The organism is Vibrio sp. 2017_1457_13, assembly GCF_030851525.1.
GTDB classification, from domain to species: domain Bacteria; phylum Pseudomonadota; class Gammaproteobacteria; order Enterobacterales; family Vibrionaceae; genus Vibrio; species Vibrio metschnikovii.
The window spans coordinates 93,519-107,961 of record NZ_VHTA01000003.1 but is presented as its reverse complement, the minus strand read 5'-3'; the positions used below and the strand labels follow the sequence as shown (position 1 = coordinate 107,961).

The 14,443-nt window shown below is 38.4% G+C and carries 9 protein-coding genes and 3 pseudogenes; 5 read left to right on the top strand and 7 right to left on the bottom strand.

The window, feature by feature from the left end; genetic code table 11:
* Nucleotides 1-33 precede the first annotated feature (33 nt).
* Nucleotides 34-492: pseudogene (locus FKN88_RS04960) on the bottom strand (ISAs1 family transposase); the annotation flags it as partial.
* A gap of 138 nt (nt 493-630) precedes the next feature.
* On the opposite strand from FKN88_RS04960, the pseudogene FKN88_RS04955 reads away from it, so the two are divergent.
* Nucleotides 631-1,986: pseudogene (locus tag FKN88_RS04955) on the top strand (IS66 family transposase).
* Nucleotides 1,987-2,071: 85 nt separating this feature from the next.
* Here FKN88_RS04955 and FKN88_RS04950 read toward each other — a convergent pair.
* Nucleotides 2,072-2,528: pseudogene (locus FKN88_RS04950) on the bottom strand (ISAs1 family transposase); the annotation flags it as partial.
* 695 nt (nt 2,529-3,223) lie between these two features.
* Here FKN88_RS04950 and tnaA point away from each other — a divergent pair.
* The 3 genes from tnaA to FKN88_RS04935 all read left to right on the top strand — a co-directional run bounded on the left by tnaA (nt 3,224) and on the right by FKN88_RS04935 (nt 6,315).
* Nucleotides 3,224-4,639, top strand: coding sequence for a tryptophanase (tnaA, locus tag FKN88_RS04945; RefSeq protein WP_004394987.1), 1,416 nt, complete (start codon nt 3,224-3,226; stop codon nt 4,637-4,639).
* A gap of 185 nt (nt 4,640-4,824) precedes the next feature.
* Complete coding sequence (locus FKN88_RS04940; RefSeq protein ID WP_154167759.1) at nt 4,825-6,039, top strand: aromatic amino acid transporter; 1,215 nt, start codon at nt 4,825-4,827, stop codon at nt 6,037-6,039.
* 126 nt (nt 6,040-6,165) lie between these two features.
* On the top strand, nt 6,166-6,315 hold the full coding sequence (locus tag FKN88_RS04935) for a RidA family protein (RefSeq protein ID WP_238925760.1): 150 nt from the start codon (nt 6,166-6,168) through the stop codon (nt 6,313-6,315).
* Nucleotides 6,316-7,531: 1,216 nt separating this feature from the next.
* Here the strand turns inward: FKN88_RS04935 and FKN88_RS04930 are convergent.
* Nucleotides 7,532-8,371 (bottom strand): methyl-accepting chemotaxis protein, encoded by an 840-nt coding sequence (locus tag FKN88_RS04930; protein ID WP_154167756.1) that lies wholly within the window; start codon nt 8,369-8,371, stop codon nt 7,532-7,534.
* Nucleotides 8,372-9,184: 813 nt separating this feature from the next.
* Here FKN88_RS04930 and FKN88_RS04925 point away from each other — a divergent pair.
* Entirely contained in the window at nt 9,185-10,306 is a 1,122-nt protein-coding gene (locus tag FKN88_RS04925; protein WP_154167753.1) for an ISAs1 family transposase, read from the top strand.
* A 177-nt stretch (nt 10,307-10,483) separates the two neighbouring features.
* Here the strand turns inward: FKN88_RS04925 and FKN88_RS04920 are convergent, their stop codons facing one another.
* The 4 genes from FKN88_RS04920 to FKN88_RS04905 all read right to left on the bottom strand — a co-directional run bounded on the left by FKN88_RS04920 (nt 10,484) and on the right by FKN88_RS04905 (nt 14,087).
* Nucleotides 10,484-11,047, bottom strand: a complete 564-nt coding sequence (locus FKN88_RS04920; protein WP_040904219.1) for a chalcone isomerase family protein — start codon at nt 11,045-11,047, stop codon at nt 10,484-10,486.
* 22 nt (nt 11,048-11,069) lie between these two features.
* Complete coding sequence (locus FKN88_RS04915) at nt 11,070-11,894, bottom strand: hypothetical protein (RefSeq protein ID WP_004394982.1); 825 nt, start codon at nt 11,892-11,894, stop codon at nt 11,070-11,072.
* A 62-nt stretch (nt 11,895-11,956) separates the two neighbouring features.
* A complete protein-coding gene (locus tag FKN88_RS04910; protein WP_154167748.1) occupies nt 11,957-13,117 on the bottom strand; it encodes a DUF5692 family protein in 1,161 nt (386 codons plus the stop codon).
* A 67-nt stretch (nt 13,118-13,184) separates the two neighbouring features.
* Nucleotides 13,185-14,087: a hypothetical protein gene (locus FKN88_RS04905; protein ID WP_154167745.1), complete on the bottom strand. Its 903-nt coding sequence runs from the start codon at nt 14,085-14,087 to the stop codon at nt 13,185-13,187.
* Nucleotides 14,088-14,443 lie beyond the last annotated feature (356 nt).

Sequence of the window (14,443 nt, the reverse complement as noted above, 5' to 3'; positions counted from 1 at the left end):
CTCGAATAAAATCCAGGGCGTCCGCATGAATGGTTAGGATTTAGTCATTGACTTAAATCCAGCAACTAAGACATGCTCCAAGAAGCTGGGGGTCATCATGCAACGTTTCCGCTTCATTGGCACACTAATTTTGGTTGGCTCAGCTCTTAGCATGTTAAGCGCCATGTGTCTTAACCCTGCCAAATTTTCAGCCGCGTTTTGTCGATAAATCTGACAAGCATCTTCTCGCATGCCCACATCTAAAATCCAGTGCATCGACTCTATGCCCCAGTGGGCTCGAATGGCATTTCCTGCCTGCTCTGGGGTCAGGTTGTCAGTTGAACTTATGTAGAAGCGGTACTCCAACTCTGGCGCTTTACCTTTGGCTACTCGGTAATTTTCAACCATGACAATACTGGCTAGTCCGCTCCACGTTGAGAAGTCACCCTCTAACTCGCTAGCCTTGAGTACATGACAAGTACGTGCTTCTACGCGGCCCTTTTGTTTCTCGATTTGATAGGTGGTTTTGTCAATTGGGTTCGGCGGTGGTAACTCTTCACCCGCAATGCCTTGACACCAAAATTATGTGACTTAGTTCACTTGATCCCACATTCAACTTGAGTGATCTTTTTGTGGTGGCAATCTGGAGGTATGAATAAGAAAACATTACCTCCACCGCCAGATTTCGATTCGCCTGAAGAGGCGAAAGATATTATCCATTTTTTATGGAACAAACTGGCTGAACTTGAAGACCGCCTAAATCAAAATAGTCGGAATTCTTCTGTACCATCATCACAGCAGCCATTGCATAATAAAGCCAAAAATACTTCGCCGAATAGGAAGAAATCTGGAAAAAAGCAAGGGGCTCAACCAGGTCATAAAGGTCATCGCCGACTGCTTCATCCAATTGAAGACAGTGCCTCGGTTGAGCAATATTTACCAAATAAAACATGCCACTGCGGTGGTTGCGTTATTCCCAATAGAAAGCCTTTCAAACGACATCAAATCTTCGATTTACCTGACATCTCATACACATTAGTTGAGCATCAAGTCTTCAAAGGTGAGTGCTCATGGTGTGGTGATAAGCATCAAGCCGAGCTTCCAGAATATGTTCCTGATGTTCAGATGGGACCAAATCTACACAGCTTTATCGCAATCCAAGCGACACAGCATCATCAAAGCATAGGTAAAATACAATCAATGCTGAAAGATGTCTTTCAGTTGAGCTTCTCTACCGGTGCGATATCAGCGGCTCAAGAGCGAGTAACGGAACACTTAGCGAATACTCATAAGCAAATTCATGAAACAGTTAAAGCGGCTGAACTGATCATGGCTGATGAAACCTCACATCAACGCAATAATGATAAGCGCTGGATGTGGGCTGCACTCAGTAATGACGTTGCTTTTTTCCAAATCAACAGTGGTAGAAACCAACATGCTGCCAAGCGATTGCTTGGTGAGGCAGTTTCACATCTTTTAGTGACTGACCAATATTCAGCCTACAAATATATTGATAGCTCTAAGCGGCAGCTATGCTGGGCTCACATCTTAAGAAACGTTATCGCTATCGAGGAGAGCGTTTGCCCCGAAAACCAAAAAATCGGAGAAAAACTCGGTTTAATCGCTCATAGCGTATTCAGGTGCCACCATCGATATATCGAGAATAAAATTACGGAGGATCAATATTATCGTCGACTTAGGCGATTAAGAAAGAGCTGGCTTCATTAGCTGAAACTGGGTAGTTATCAATGTTCAAAACGATATCGAGGTCGATGCCGTAATCTCATCGCAGATGATGCTATGGTCTGGCGCTTTATGGATGACTCCAAATGTCCGCTAACGAACAACGCAGCGGAACGAGTTCTTCGTAATTACATATTGATGAGAAAGTGCTGTTACGTAACCCGTTCATATCGAGGAGACCTGTTCCGTGAACGGATGTTCTCACTTATCGAGACCGCTAAACTTCAACAGCTATCAACTTATAACTGGCTGCGTGAATCGTAGAGTATCATATGCTCAAAGTGGATTATCAGACGCCAGCGTTTTTAGCATAACCCGACGTCAATAGCTCGCGGGTGAATAGTTACCGGCGGTGTAGGGCGAAGGCTGTATGTATGGCTGCCGACAACTTGCCTTGATTACCCTTTACTACCAACAAGTAATCACCGCCCTTGCTACTGATCGCCTTGGCAATCTTGGTCTGGCAGGCCATCGCAGCAATCGTCACGATAGCTCCTCGCAAGTCAAGCATCTTAATCAGCTCTGGAATCGCGGTAATTTCACTACTTTTATTGTTGGTTTTGAGTTGACCCAGTACCAGTTGGTTAGCACTTGCATAGGCGCTCACCATATATGATGGTGCTTTGCCTGTCGTCTCTATCGTAGGAGTCGCGCAAAGTCTTGCCATCGTCAGTCCAGCCTTGACCTCCGGCTATCACGGCGCAGATAGACCCAAACAAAATATCAAACAGAGAATAGTCAACTTTTGCACACTATCGTTCGTCACGGATAATACTGAAATGCTTTTTGATGGTATTAATATCCATGGTCGCTCCCCAAAAGAAGAGCATAAGATCACAGCACGCGCGTCAGGTCAAATTTAACTTTACGTTATACAAGAAATGTTCATGATCTTACCCTGTCTATCCTCCAATGTTCTCTCACCGCCTGCCTGAAATTCCAAGTTGTTTGGATATAATAGTGTTATCCTTTTTTTGTATCAAAACGAAATTTGTGATTAAGAGTTTATTTTTCTGTTCTATATGTTGATGAAAGTCACATTTGGCGTTGTTTTAAATTTACTTAATTTTATTTTATCTAATAATGGATTTGTTAAATAATCTGCTGTAACTAACGATGGAATTAGATATGCATATTAATCTAAGAAGAATTGATAAGTTATGGTCAAGCTCATTGGCTTGGTATACAAACGACTACAAAATTTCTGTCCTCCCTGTTTTCCCGCACTGATAAATCCATACTGCTAGAGCCTATTTTTAGTTCTAGTTTTCTACTATTTTTCATAGTAAATCTAAAGATTAATTAAAACTATCAATGAGTCCTATTTTATTTTGGGTCTTATTTTTATTTTTAAATAAATACTAATTACACTATTTATTTAGTGCGATGGTTTTCGCTTAAAATAAATATGACGATACCTTTTCTTCTGAAGTTGCTTATAGTTTAGCTGAAACTTAAAGTCGTTTGGGTATGATAAAGATTAAATACAAAAGGATATATCATGCAAAAATTTAAACATTTACCAGAACCATTTCGTATCCGCGTTATTGAACCAGTTAAAACAACAACACGTGAATATCGTGAAGAGGCAATTCTTAAGGCCGGAATGAATCCGTTCTTATTAGACAGTGATGATGTATTTATCGATTTGCTCACTGATAGTGGAACTGGTGCCATAACCCAGAAAATGCAAGCAGCAATGTTGATGGGTGATGAAGCCTATAGTGGTAGTCGCAGTTATTATACATTGGCTAATGCAGTAAAAGATATTTTTGGTTATGAGCTGACTATCCCAACACACCAAGGGCGTGGCGCAGAGCAAATTTATATTCCTGTATTGATTAACAAGCGTGAAAAAGAAAAAGGCCTTGATCGTTCTAAGATGGTTGCATTGTCTAACTACTTCTTTGATACCACGCAAGGTCATACACAAGTAAACTGCTGTGTTGCTAAAAATGTCTACACTAAAGAAGCGTTTGATACATCGGTAAATGCTGACTTTAAAGGCAATTTTGACCTTGAGAAATTAGAGCTAGCGATTGAAGAAGCTGGTCCTGCAAACGTTCCCTATATTGTGAGTACGATTACTTGTAACTCAGCGGGCGGGCAACCGGTTTCTATTGCTAACTTAAAAGCAGTGTATGAGATTGCCAAGCGTTACGATATTCCAGTTATTATGGATTCAGCTCGTTACGCGGAAAATGCCTATTTCATTCAACAACGTGAGCCAGGATATAAAGACTGGACGATAGAAGAAATCACTCGTGAGTCTTACAAATATGCTGATGCACTTGCGATGTCAGCAAAGAAAGATGCGATGGTACAAATGGGTGGCTTGCTGTGTTTCAAAGACGAGACAATGACCGACGTTTATAACGAGTGTCGTACCCTGTGTGTGGTTCAAGAAGGGTTTCCGACCTATGGCGGCCTTGAAGGCGGCGCGATGGAGCGGCTAGCGGTTGGTTTGTATGATGGTATGCGTGAAGAGTGGTTAGAGTACCGCATTGGTCAAGTGCAGTATTTGGTCGATGGACTAGAAGCTATCGGGGTAGTTTGTCAGCAAGCTGGTGGTCATGCTGCTTTTGTTGACGCCGGTAAACTGCTTCCTCATATACCAGCACATCAATTCCCAGCTCATGCCTTGGCTTGTGAGCTTTACAAAGTTGCGGGTATTCGTGCGGTTGAAATCGGTTCGCTATTGTTGGGACGTGATCCTGCAACAGGTAAGCAGCTTGACTGTCCCGCTGAGCTATTGCGCCTAACCATTCCTCGTGCCACTTACACCCAAACACATATGGACTTTGTGATTGAGGCATTTGAAAAAGTGAAAGAAAATGCACACAACGTAAAAGGTTTAGATTTTACCTATGAACCACCAGTGTTACGTCATTTTACCGCTCGTCTAAAAGAAATATAAACTAACTAATGCACATCTCTTGCTAGCGGGAGGTGTGCCTTTACGTCTAAAGACTTACTTAATAATAGCTTATATAGAATTTCATTCTTATATAACTTTGTCAGATCATGATACATGAGGTGAAAGAAATACTTTAATGCTAATTAAATACCTAAAATATTAAACTATTATGGCGAGAAATAATTATGGAAAAAAGCCCATCTTTAATCGGCGGGGCTTGCATTATTGCAAGTGTATGTGTCGGCGCTGGAATGCTAGGGTTACCTAGTGCAGGGGCTGGAGCCTGGACATCGTGGTCACTGATAGCTATTTTATTAACTATGATCATGATGACAGTTTCTGGTTGGATGCTATTAGAAGCATTTAAAAGTTACGAATTAAAAGTCTCATTTAATACTGTAACTAAAGATATGCTAGGTAATAAAGTTAATGCTATTAACAACATTGCTGTATATTTTGTCGGTGGAATCTTACTCTACGCTTATATTACTTCTTCAGGGCTAATAATAGAGGGAGTAATTGGTGTTAATAATAAAATTGCTTCTATTCTATTTGTTGCTATATTTTCCCTTTTTGTCTGGCACTCTACACGAGCAGTAGATAGAATTTCTGTTGTCTTGATCGTATTTATGGCATTGAGTTTTATTTTTGGTGTTTCTGGTCTGGCTGCCAATATTGAGGCGACTGTGTTGTTTGATCGTATTAATGAAGAGTCAAGTTATGCCCCTTACGCTATGGCAATGCTCCCGGTTGCCTTGACCTCATTTGGTTATCATCATTCAGTGGCTAGCATGCGTTGTTATTACGGTTGTGAACATCGCGCCAAGAATGCAATTTTTGGCGGTACAGCGATTGCCCTTACACTTTATTTTCTATGGATAGTGAGTATCTACGGTAACTTGCCTCGCCACGAATTTGGTCCGGTGATTGAACAGGGTGGTAATGTTGAAGTGTTGCTAGCAGCGCTTGATAGTGCTATTGACTCAAATAAAGTGGCGAATGCGATTAATGCGTTCTCGATGGCGGCTATCTTGTCATCATTCATCGGGGTAGGTCTTGGAGTGTTCGATTTTTTAGCCGATCTTTTTAAATTTAAAGACAGTAAATCGGGCCGAACCAAAACCTGGTTAGTCACTTTTCTACCTCCTCTTACTATGTCACTACTTTTCCCATTTGGTTTTGTAATTGCGATTGGTTACGCGGGAGCGGCAGCAACTGTATGGGCATGTCTTATTCCTGCTCTATTAGCACGAAAATCTCGCCAACAAGAAGGTGGTCATGAGGGTTTTATGGCACCAGGAGGCAATATAATGATAGGCATGTTGATAATCTTTGGTCTGCTAACGGCTATTTTTCACTTCATGGCAATGTTGAATATGTTGCCGGCTTTTGGAAGATGATCACGACGCGAGCGATTTATTTATAATAGTTAAACTTGGGTAAATATCATGACAAAGATCCTTAATGCTTCAAAAGCTCCTATCGCCAGCGGTCCTTACGTTTAGGAAGCCAATTTGGGAGAGTTAATGATTACTGCTGGTCAATTACCGATTGACCTAAATACAAAAACAATGCCGGGAGACGTTGCGGAGCAAACTTTGCAAGCTGTCTCACGCGCTGGAGATTATTCAAAAACCTGGGCTAATAGCAAAAATATCGTCAAAACTACGGTATAGCAAAAAGGCCTTAATGATTTTCCAATTGTGAACCAAGTATATGGAGAGTTTTTTAAACTCGTGATGCAACTTTGCCTGCATATTCTTGTATTGAAGTCTCGCGTTTATCCATGGATGCGAAAGTAGAAATTTAAGTCATCGAAGCCGGCTAAGATCAATAAGTTAACTGATAAATCATCATTAAAAAATGAAAAGCACAGCAAGTAGGTCAACAGACGTTGTTTATTGTGCTTTCTTTTTTACAAAGCACCAGTTTTGGTGGCATCCATTCATCTATTCATTGTCATTCCATAGTTTGAATATACTCGGATTATGAGGACTTAGGCATTTTTTCAGCTAGCTGAACCACAAGTTGCTTAGAATACACAAATGCTTAACCTTTCGTACAAACGTGAGTGCTCTTGCATCAAAATTTGACTTAGCTCACAAATATAGTATAATTGTTATACATCTATAAAGTTTTAGCTTAAATAAACAGTCTACGGTGAAAAATGAACTCAGCATTTTTATCTATTTTGAATGGAAAAAATAACCTTAAATTAGGAAAAAAATTTACCCCCTCAATTATTACTGCCATAATGTCTATCGCGACACTGGCGGTAATTGGACTCTTGGCTTTAATTTCTTTGGTTTAATCTTTGCGTTACAGCCAAAGTGCTCGTCTAATTATAGTTTTTTGGCTATCACCGTTCTTTTAGTTATTTATTAATAGCAGATACGTTACAAAATATCGACAGGCCCAATTAACTATCATTAATGAATACTACTTTATTTAATTATATTAGATTTAACCCGTTATGAATTTCTCAGTAGTAATTTGAACGCCATAAAATTAACTATCTATTTTAACCGAAAAAATGGTGCAAGCTAGTTTCTTTCCCTTGAGTATAGCGCCCTTAATTAACAGATAAATAATATAAAAGGTAGGAAGATACTGATCTGTATTTTGATAGTATTCCTCAAATATTCTATAACTTCTAAAAAGAAACCAGGTTTGTTGGCAACATAAGCTTTAGCTAGCTTTAACCAAATATAGAAATGTTAATTTCCTCACACTCGTCGAGAAAAAAACTTTGCTAAAAAATTAGTGAACGCTATGAAGTTAAAATACTTTCTTTTCTTGTCTTTTTTTCGTTATCACTCTTATTTTAATTGCACATGTTTATTTAACCTCGACTAAATTGTATGAATATAACAGTGTACTTAATTGTATTAGTTAATAAGAATTTGCAATAATAGAGGTACGTTGAACAGCAGCATTATTTAATTCTATTACTTGTTCTCTTAAATGTTCTTCCTGTCCGGAGACTAATTCTGATACTATACTCATTTGGGTTACATTTTCCGCCAAATTATGGCTTGCCGAGCTGAGTTCTGATAATGTTGATACTTTTCGAGTCATTAAATGGGATAACTTATCTAATTGTGTCATAACATTACTGATCTCATCAATTATTTTTGTTATTTGGGCTTCAGTTGAATTAATTATTTGTTGACCAGATTCCACCTCTAAGCGACTAGAATTTAGTAGCTCTCGTATTTCGTGTGAGAATAAATTACTTTTACTTGACAATTCACGGACCTGATCAGCCACCACAGCTAAGCCGCGGCCATGTTCTCCAACTCTTGCGGCTTCAATAGCAGCATTCAATGCTAAAAGATTAGTCTGATCTGCGATGTTAGTTATCAAGTCAGCTACTGAAATAATTTTCTGATTAGCATTATGGATTTTATCCATTGCATTAGTTGAAGCATTTAAACAAGTTATACTTACGGTTGCTTGTTGATTAATAATATTGCTACGTTGTTTTAACTGCAAAATTGATTGATCTGAAAAATTAATATCTTCAGTTAATTGAGATAATCTTTCAGACAATTGTCCCGAAGCAATAGATTGTGAACCGCTGTTCTGGTTTAAAGTTATGATATGGTTACGTAAAGAATGGGATTGGTTATCAAGATTTTGTGTCACACAATTCAATTTATTGACGTTAAGATGAGCTTGTGATAAGAGCTTTTCTTGACCTTGTCGTGCTTGCTGTGCACTGTACTCCATCTTTTGTCTCGAGTTATAGCTGCTTGCTTAATGCTTGTTTTGCTTATGAGAGCTATAACTTTGTGCAATAACCAAAATAGCCAGTGGTACGAGTAAGCTAGACCATACTTCAAGACTATTTTGGCTCGTATTTAGTATAAAATTAGGTAACATTTGACCATATAAATCATTGAAGATCATTATACTACAGCAAGCTATCACTAAAATACTCCATACCCAAGCAATATAATGGCCCGCAGTAAGAAAAAAAAGCGACCAAAAGTACGCTGATCCAAAAGCTTTGTGGGGATGCAATAACTCCCCCAGTTTGGTAGATCAAGTTTAAAGCATGAAATACCATACCAGAGAAGCCGATATGTGTCGCAAATGTTTTTAATTTTAATTAACCCAGTAATGAGGCTTCCGTTATTTCTGAAATTATACAATAAATCGAGGTTATTACTAATGGAGTGTAGCCAACCGATGACCATTTTATTAAACTATATAATCCTGTTATAAATGAAATCATGGTGAAGTACATCAATGTTTCAGCATGTTTTTTAAATCAGGCCAATTATTAGCATCAAATACAAATATACGACACCAAAGCTTAAATAGCCTCATGGTTACTCCTAAATATTAATTAAGTGGTAGAATATGGAAGTTTATTCCCATTTATCTTTATTATGGGCAATGAAAAAAAATATTTTTAAATTCCTAATGAAAACATCGCCCAAGCAGGGTGAGATCGCGAACGTTTTTTAATCAAATTCATGATCGATTTGACGATCACATTTAGCTGTTATCTTATAATCCCTTTTTAGGGAAAGCATCATGCACATCGACCACTTCAAAGAACATTTTCAAACGATTACCGATCAACGCCAAAGCCCAATGGTCACTTATTGCCTGTTCGAAGTCCTTTTTGGCTCGCTATGTGCGGTGATTGCTGGTGCGAAAGGCTGGTTTGATATCCGTGAATACATTCTCGGTCATCATGATTGGTTTAAGCGCAATGACCTGTTTTTGCATGGTGTTCCTGCTGATGACACGATTGCTCGAATAATCTCTACGATTGAACCCGAGCAGTTTCATGAGTGCTTCATTAACTGGATGTCATCAATACACACCCTTACCGAAGGTCAAGTTATTGTAATTGATGGCAAAACACTTCGAGGCTCTTACAATCGTGAAGACAGAGCGAGCACCATTCACATTATCAGTGCTTATGCATCGTCAAACAAGCTCGTGTTGGGACAGCTGAAAACCGAAGAAAAAAGCAATGAAATTACCGCGATCCCTGAACTGATAAAGATGCTCGATATTAAGGGAGCCTTAGTCACCATTGATGCAATGGCCTGCCAAACCAAAATTGCCAAAACCATTGTAGAGCAAGGTGGGGACTACTTGCTTGCCGTAAAGAGCAACCAAGGGAAACTCCGTCAAGCAATAGAAAAGGCGTTCTCTTCTCAGCGCTCCAATGTGGTTGCTGACATTTCTCCAGAGCAAGGACACGGCCGTATAGAATCTCGTCAATGCTATGTTTTTGATAGTACGAAACTTGAAGGTAACTTCTCTCGCTGGAAAGGCTTACAGAGCATTATTATGGTTGAAAATTTTCGCCTTGAGAAAGGAAAATCTGTCGCTCTAGAGTACTGTTATTACACCAGTTCTAAAAAGCTTAGTGGAGAGCAAGCTGCGATGGCAGTCAGAGAACATTGGGGTATAGAATCAATGCACTGGGTGCTTGATGTAACCATGAATGAAGACGCGTGCCAGATATACAAAGATCACGGTGCAGAGAATCTATCATGCCTACGTCATATGAGTTTAAACATGCTCCGAGAAGAACCAACCAAGCTAAGCATTGTTGGTAAGCAAAAGCGCTGCATGATGAATACATCGATGCTAGAGGCAGTATTAAGTGCTGGTTTTAATAATGTGGTGAAAATATAGACACTCATGCGGTCGCCCTGATCGCCCAAGAGGATAACTATACTCTTCCTACTTGAAGCTGCAGGGGTGTTGACTACATTCGTTCACCCTAATCAAATAGCCTGGCTATTCTCAGGGGGATGAATTCGCTTGCCGCCTACCTGCAACTCCAAGTTGTTAGAGTATATGCTATTATACTCAACCCCCAAGCATCTGTTTTTTTAATTTTTTATCTGTTGGCTTATCTCCAAGCCAAACAGATAATAGCGCTTTACGGAAGGCGTCATCATTTCTATAATCTAGGAGAATTTCATTTTTGTAGCTGTAAAGTCCATCATTAGGAGCACTTACAAAAGTAAATTGATCCCCTTTTTTAACTTCTTCTCTAAATGTGGCCTCAATAAAATCATTTATACTTTCATCAATCATGGCTGTATTGCCATTGGTAGCAAGTTGGAACCCTTCATTTAATGCTTCAGTTAATTTACTAGCAGTGATCATTCCCGAAGTAATATTTAAACGGATGGCGGACGGATAATCACCATTGATCAGTAGTTGAGAAGATTGTGTTGGTTGCTCAGTAAATAATGAGCCGACGTAGAGGTCCATAAAAACTTTTGATCGGACACCTGCACCGTTTAGATTAAGACTAAAATTTTTAGCTTGGATCGTCTCTAAAACTTCTACACCACTGATATTTCTTGCTAATGATGATGTAGATATTGCGGCAATAGTTAAAGCTATGATTATTTTATTTTTCATGCTGTTCACCTATTCTAATTATTTAAAATGCGTAATTATATTCGACCCAAAAACGATCAGAGCCACCACTATCTGAATAAGATAAGAAATTAAATCTTAAGTTTTGTTTATTTGTTATCTGATATCCAAGAGTCAGTTCAATTTGTTGTGGACTTAGTTGTAATCCACCATCAAGTATGTCTTTATTCCAACTTTTACCATTTAATTCATCGGTATATGTCCAAGAGCCTAATAACCAGAATGAGTCATTAAATTTATAACGTCCGTAAAATTTAGCCGAGTAAATAGTCGATGCTAAATGAACACCACCACTAGATAAATTTGCCCCAGGATTCGATGTTAGATCAGCCATATTATCCTCCATCAGAACGCCACCAAATAGTATCACAGGCCATATATAAGCATTTTTACCAATTGGAATTGTTGCTACAGCTCCTGCCTGTACTACTGATGTAGTACCAAAGAAAGGGTGATCTTTAATTACGGCATCAACCATATGCCCTAAACCATTTAAAGTATTCAATGATCCATACCGAAAGCGATAATTAGTATTGGATATTTCTTTATTAAACTCAGGACCAGAACTACCCATGCCTGAGAATTTTGGGTTACCACCTTCTTTATCGGTGACATCATTAGCCTCAAAAATAAAACCTGACTTTCGTGATGCTCCTGCTTCAGAGAGCATGTACATCGCCTTTAAATTAAGCCCTTCGTTACCGTAACCTATTCCAAGGGCTGTGTAGGCTTCTGTGGGGCTAGACATATCAATCTCTTTGTCGTTTGCATAGCTATTTACTGAAATTATACTTGATGTGATTACTAGTGCTAAAAGTTGTTTTTTCATAAAATTAGTCCAATTAATATTATTTATTGTTAAATTTAAAAGATGCTATTGATGGATGTTTTTTATGCAACTGCTGAAGCAATACGCTGCTCTTTTGTTTTTCGAAAGAAAAAAATTGCATAAGCTAGGTTGACAATAAAACTAATTAATCCAGCAGCTAGCATCAATTCATCATTGCGAGGTAACGGAATCACGTGACTTTCGTACATTGATGGGAATGCGAAGTAATACATAAATGAACCAGCTAAAGTAAATGCTCTTGCTTGCAACCAAGTTCCTTTTTTAATTAGTAGAGATGGCAAAGTTGCTGCAATCAATACCATAGCTTGTGCCGTTGCAGAACCAGGGAAGTTTAGATAAACAAAAACGATATTCCAGATGTCATAGGCAATGATCCAAAATGTGGTCATTGCTGGCCATATCATATCTTTCTGTTTGGAATCATCGGCTTTAATTTGTGCCCAGCCTGCAAGAGTAATAATGCATAAAATGCCACCGACCGCATTAAGGATGTTGGCCAGATTACCCATACTGAAGTCTTGTAAAACAGCCTCTAAAATATTTAATGCAAGGAATGCAGCAGCAGAAAACTTAGCCCATTTCATACTACCAATTTTGGTAAATCGAATGAGAGTAAATAATACAGCAGCACCTACGACAGAATAAAGTTTCACCCATTTAAACCAGTAGGTTATCTCATGGCTTGCAAAAAGCGGAATTAAAGCAATTGGCAAGATAAACCAAAGTAAATAGTTAGCGTGTTTCCAATGACGGCATAATTCATTAAGTAGTATTAGACCGAATAAGACAAATAAAATATGTAAATATGAATTTGTTTTATGCCACTTATAAAAATTACTAGAACTATCATCTAAGGTATAACGCATTTGTTCACGTTCAGTATAGCGTAATGATGCATTATCAAAGTTAGTGATTTGGTCATCTGGGTTACTTTTAATCACGACATTTCCGCTGTCATTAATATGCCAATTCTGTATTTCGGTTTTATTGAAACCTCCAGATTGACGCATCACGCTGACTAGACCCTCGGAATGAAATTCCAGACGAAAAAACAAACTCCCTTCACCTGGTGCACCATCATGTGTTCCTTGCCAAATCTCGCCGATTAACTGATCGCTTGAGTATCCTTGATCTTGGGCGATAGCTATCGTACCTGTCATAGCTAATAGCATAACAAGTAAAGTTTTAATTAATAATTTCACATTGAACCTCGATGTTCCTTGTTAATTAATAATCTGCGACTTAGGCTTTGTAAGCCGCAGATAAACATTATTTTTCAATTGCAGTTTTTTCATTAGCTACATCGTATTCGTTAATGCAATCCTTTGTTAATGGTGGCGGATTATTACCAAAAGGTGGCTCTTTTTGTTCTTTTTTCTTACGGAAGTACCAAATAGCAAATGGAATATGAAGTAGTAGATTAATTGCGCCCCACCAATAAAGTACAGATTCATTTCTCCATGAACTGGAATCCATGATTGGTGTGAAAATATCTATATTGGCTCGAATGAAAATGTGGAAAGCTAGAGTATAAACTCGGGCTATGACATAAAGCTCGGGACGTTTTTTGATAACAGGATAAAGCTCAGCTGCAATTAATATACAAAATGAACTTGCAAAGAAAGCAGTATTTTCACCATAAACAAAGGCTAGATTCCAGGTAGTATATAAGAAGTTCCATGCTGCTGTAGAATAAAATAGTAGATCATTTGGTTTATCTTTAGATATTAACCAGTATTGACGAACTCCATTCTTGTAGCGAGGGAATGGGATTGTTATACAAAGAATAATACCGCATAGAAAGTTAAAATAATTTCCTATAACTAGGTCTTTTAAGGTGGCTTCTGCAATATTTAGAAAAAGAACCGCATATAATACTTTGAGTACCCAATCACCACGAAAGAACTTTAAAATGGTATTAGGATTGTCGCGGTAATACCAAGCAACTCTCGCAAATCCTACCACAAGCGCTGTCGGTAAAAGAACACTGATTGTTTTTACCCAGCGAAACCAACCATCGAGTTGATCGGCCCACAAGGGAAAAGTGCACAACGATGCGAGCCATAGGACGGCAGTTAACCGTGGTGTTCTTCTCATTCCTTCAACTAAAAGGAGCAAAAAAACAATATAGCAAGTCATTGAGATGACATATTGCCAAGTTGGTATTTCCATAACGCCCTCCATGTTAATTTAATCTTTAAATGTTTATTTAAATTTTTTAAAACAAGTAGTTAAGCTGGTGATCATGATTCATTTTAGAGTTAAAGCTCTATTTTAGAGTTTTAACTCTAATTGTTTTTGAGGGTTACTGCTGTGCGAGTAACCACACTTTTTATCTAATTATTTTTGACAAATAAGAATTTTGATAAATTTGTGACTTGAACAATCAATGAAAGAGAGAAAAGTTTAGATCCCTTGATGCCGCTCTTTCAGGGCGGGATCGCACTTTGTTCACTAGGGTCTGTTGATCTTTCGTGATAAGTTTTTGAGCAGCATGGTAAGGCGTTATAATTTGTTTCGCCAAAAAT

Excerpts from the sequence above, each read along its gene's own strand:
- tnaA (WP_004394987.1), top strand. The coding sequence starts at position 3,224 with ATGCAAAAATTTAAACATTTACCAGAACCATTTCGTATCCGCGTTATT.
- FKN88_RS04940 (WP_154167759.1), top strand. The coding sequence starts at position 4,825 with ATGGAAAAAAGCCCATCTTTAATCGGCGGGGCTTGCATTATTGCAAGT.
- FKN88_RS04935 (WP_238925760.1), top strand. The coding sequence starts at position 6,166 with ATGATTACTGCTGGTCAATTACCGATTGACCTAAATACAAAAACAATG.
- FKN88_RS04930 (WP_154167756.1), bottom strand. The coding sequence starts at position 8,371 with ATGGAGTACAGTGCACAGCAAGCACGACAAGGTCAAGAAAAGCTCTTA.
- FKN88_RS04925 (WP_154167753.1), top strand. The coding sequence starts at position 9,185 with ATGCACATCGACCACTTCAAAGAACATTTTCAAACGATTACCGATCAA.
- FKN88_RS04920 (WP_040904219.1), bottom strand. The coding sequence starts at position 11,047 with ATGAAAAATAAAATAATCATAGCTTTAACTATTGCCGCAATATCTACA.
- FKN88_RS04915 (WP_004394982.1), bottom strand. The coding sequence starts at position 11,894 with ATGAAAAAACAACTTTTAGCACTAGTAATCACATCAAGTATAATTTCA.
- FKN88_RS04905 (WP_154167745.1), bottom strand. The coding sequence starts at position 14,087 with ATGGAAATACCAACTTGGCAATATGTCATCTCAATGACTTGCTATATT.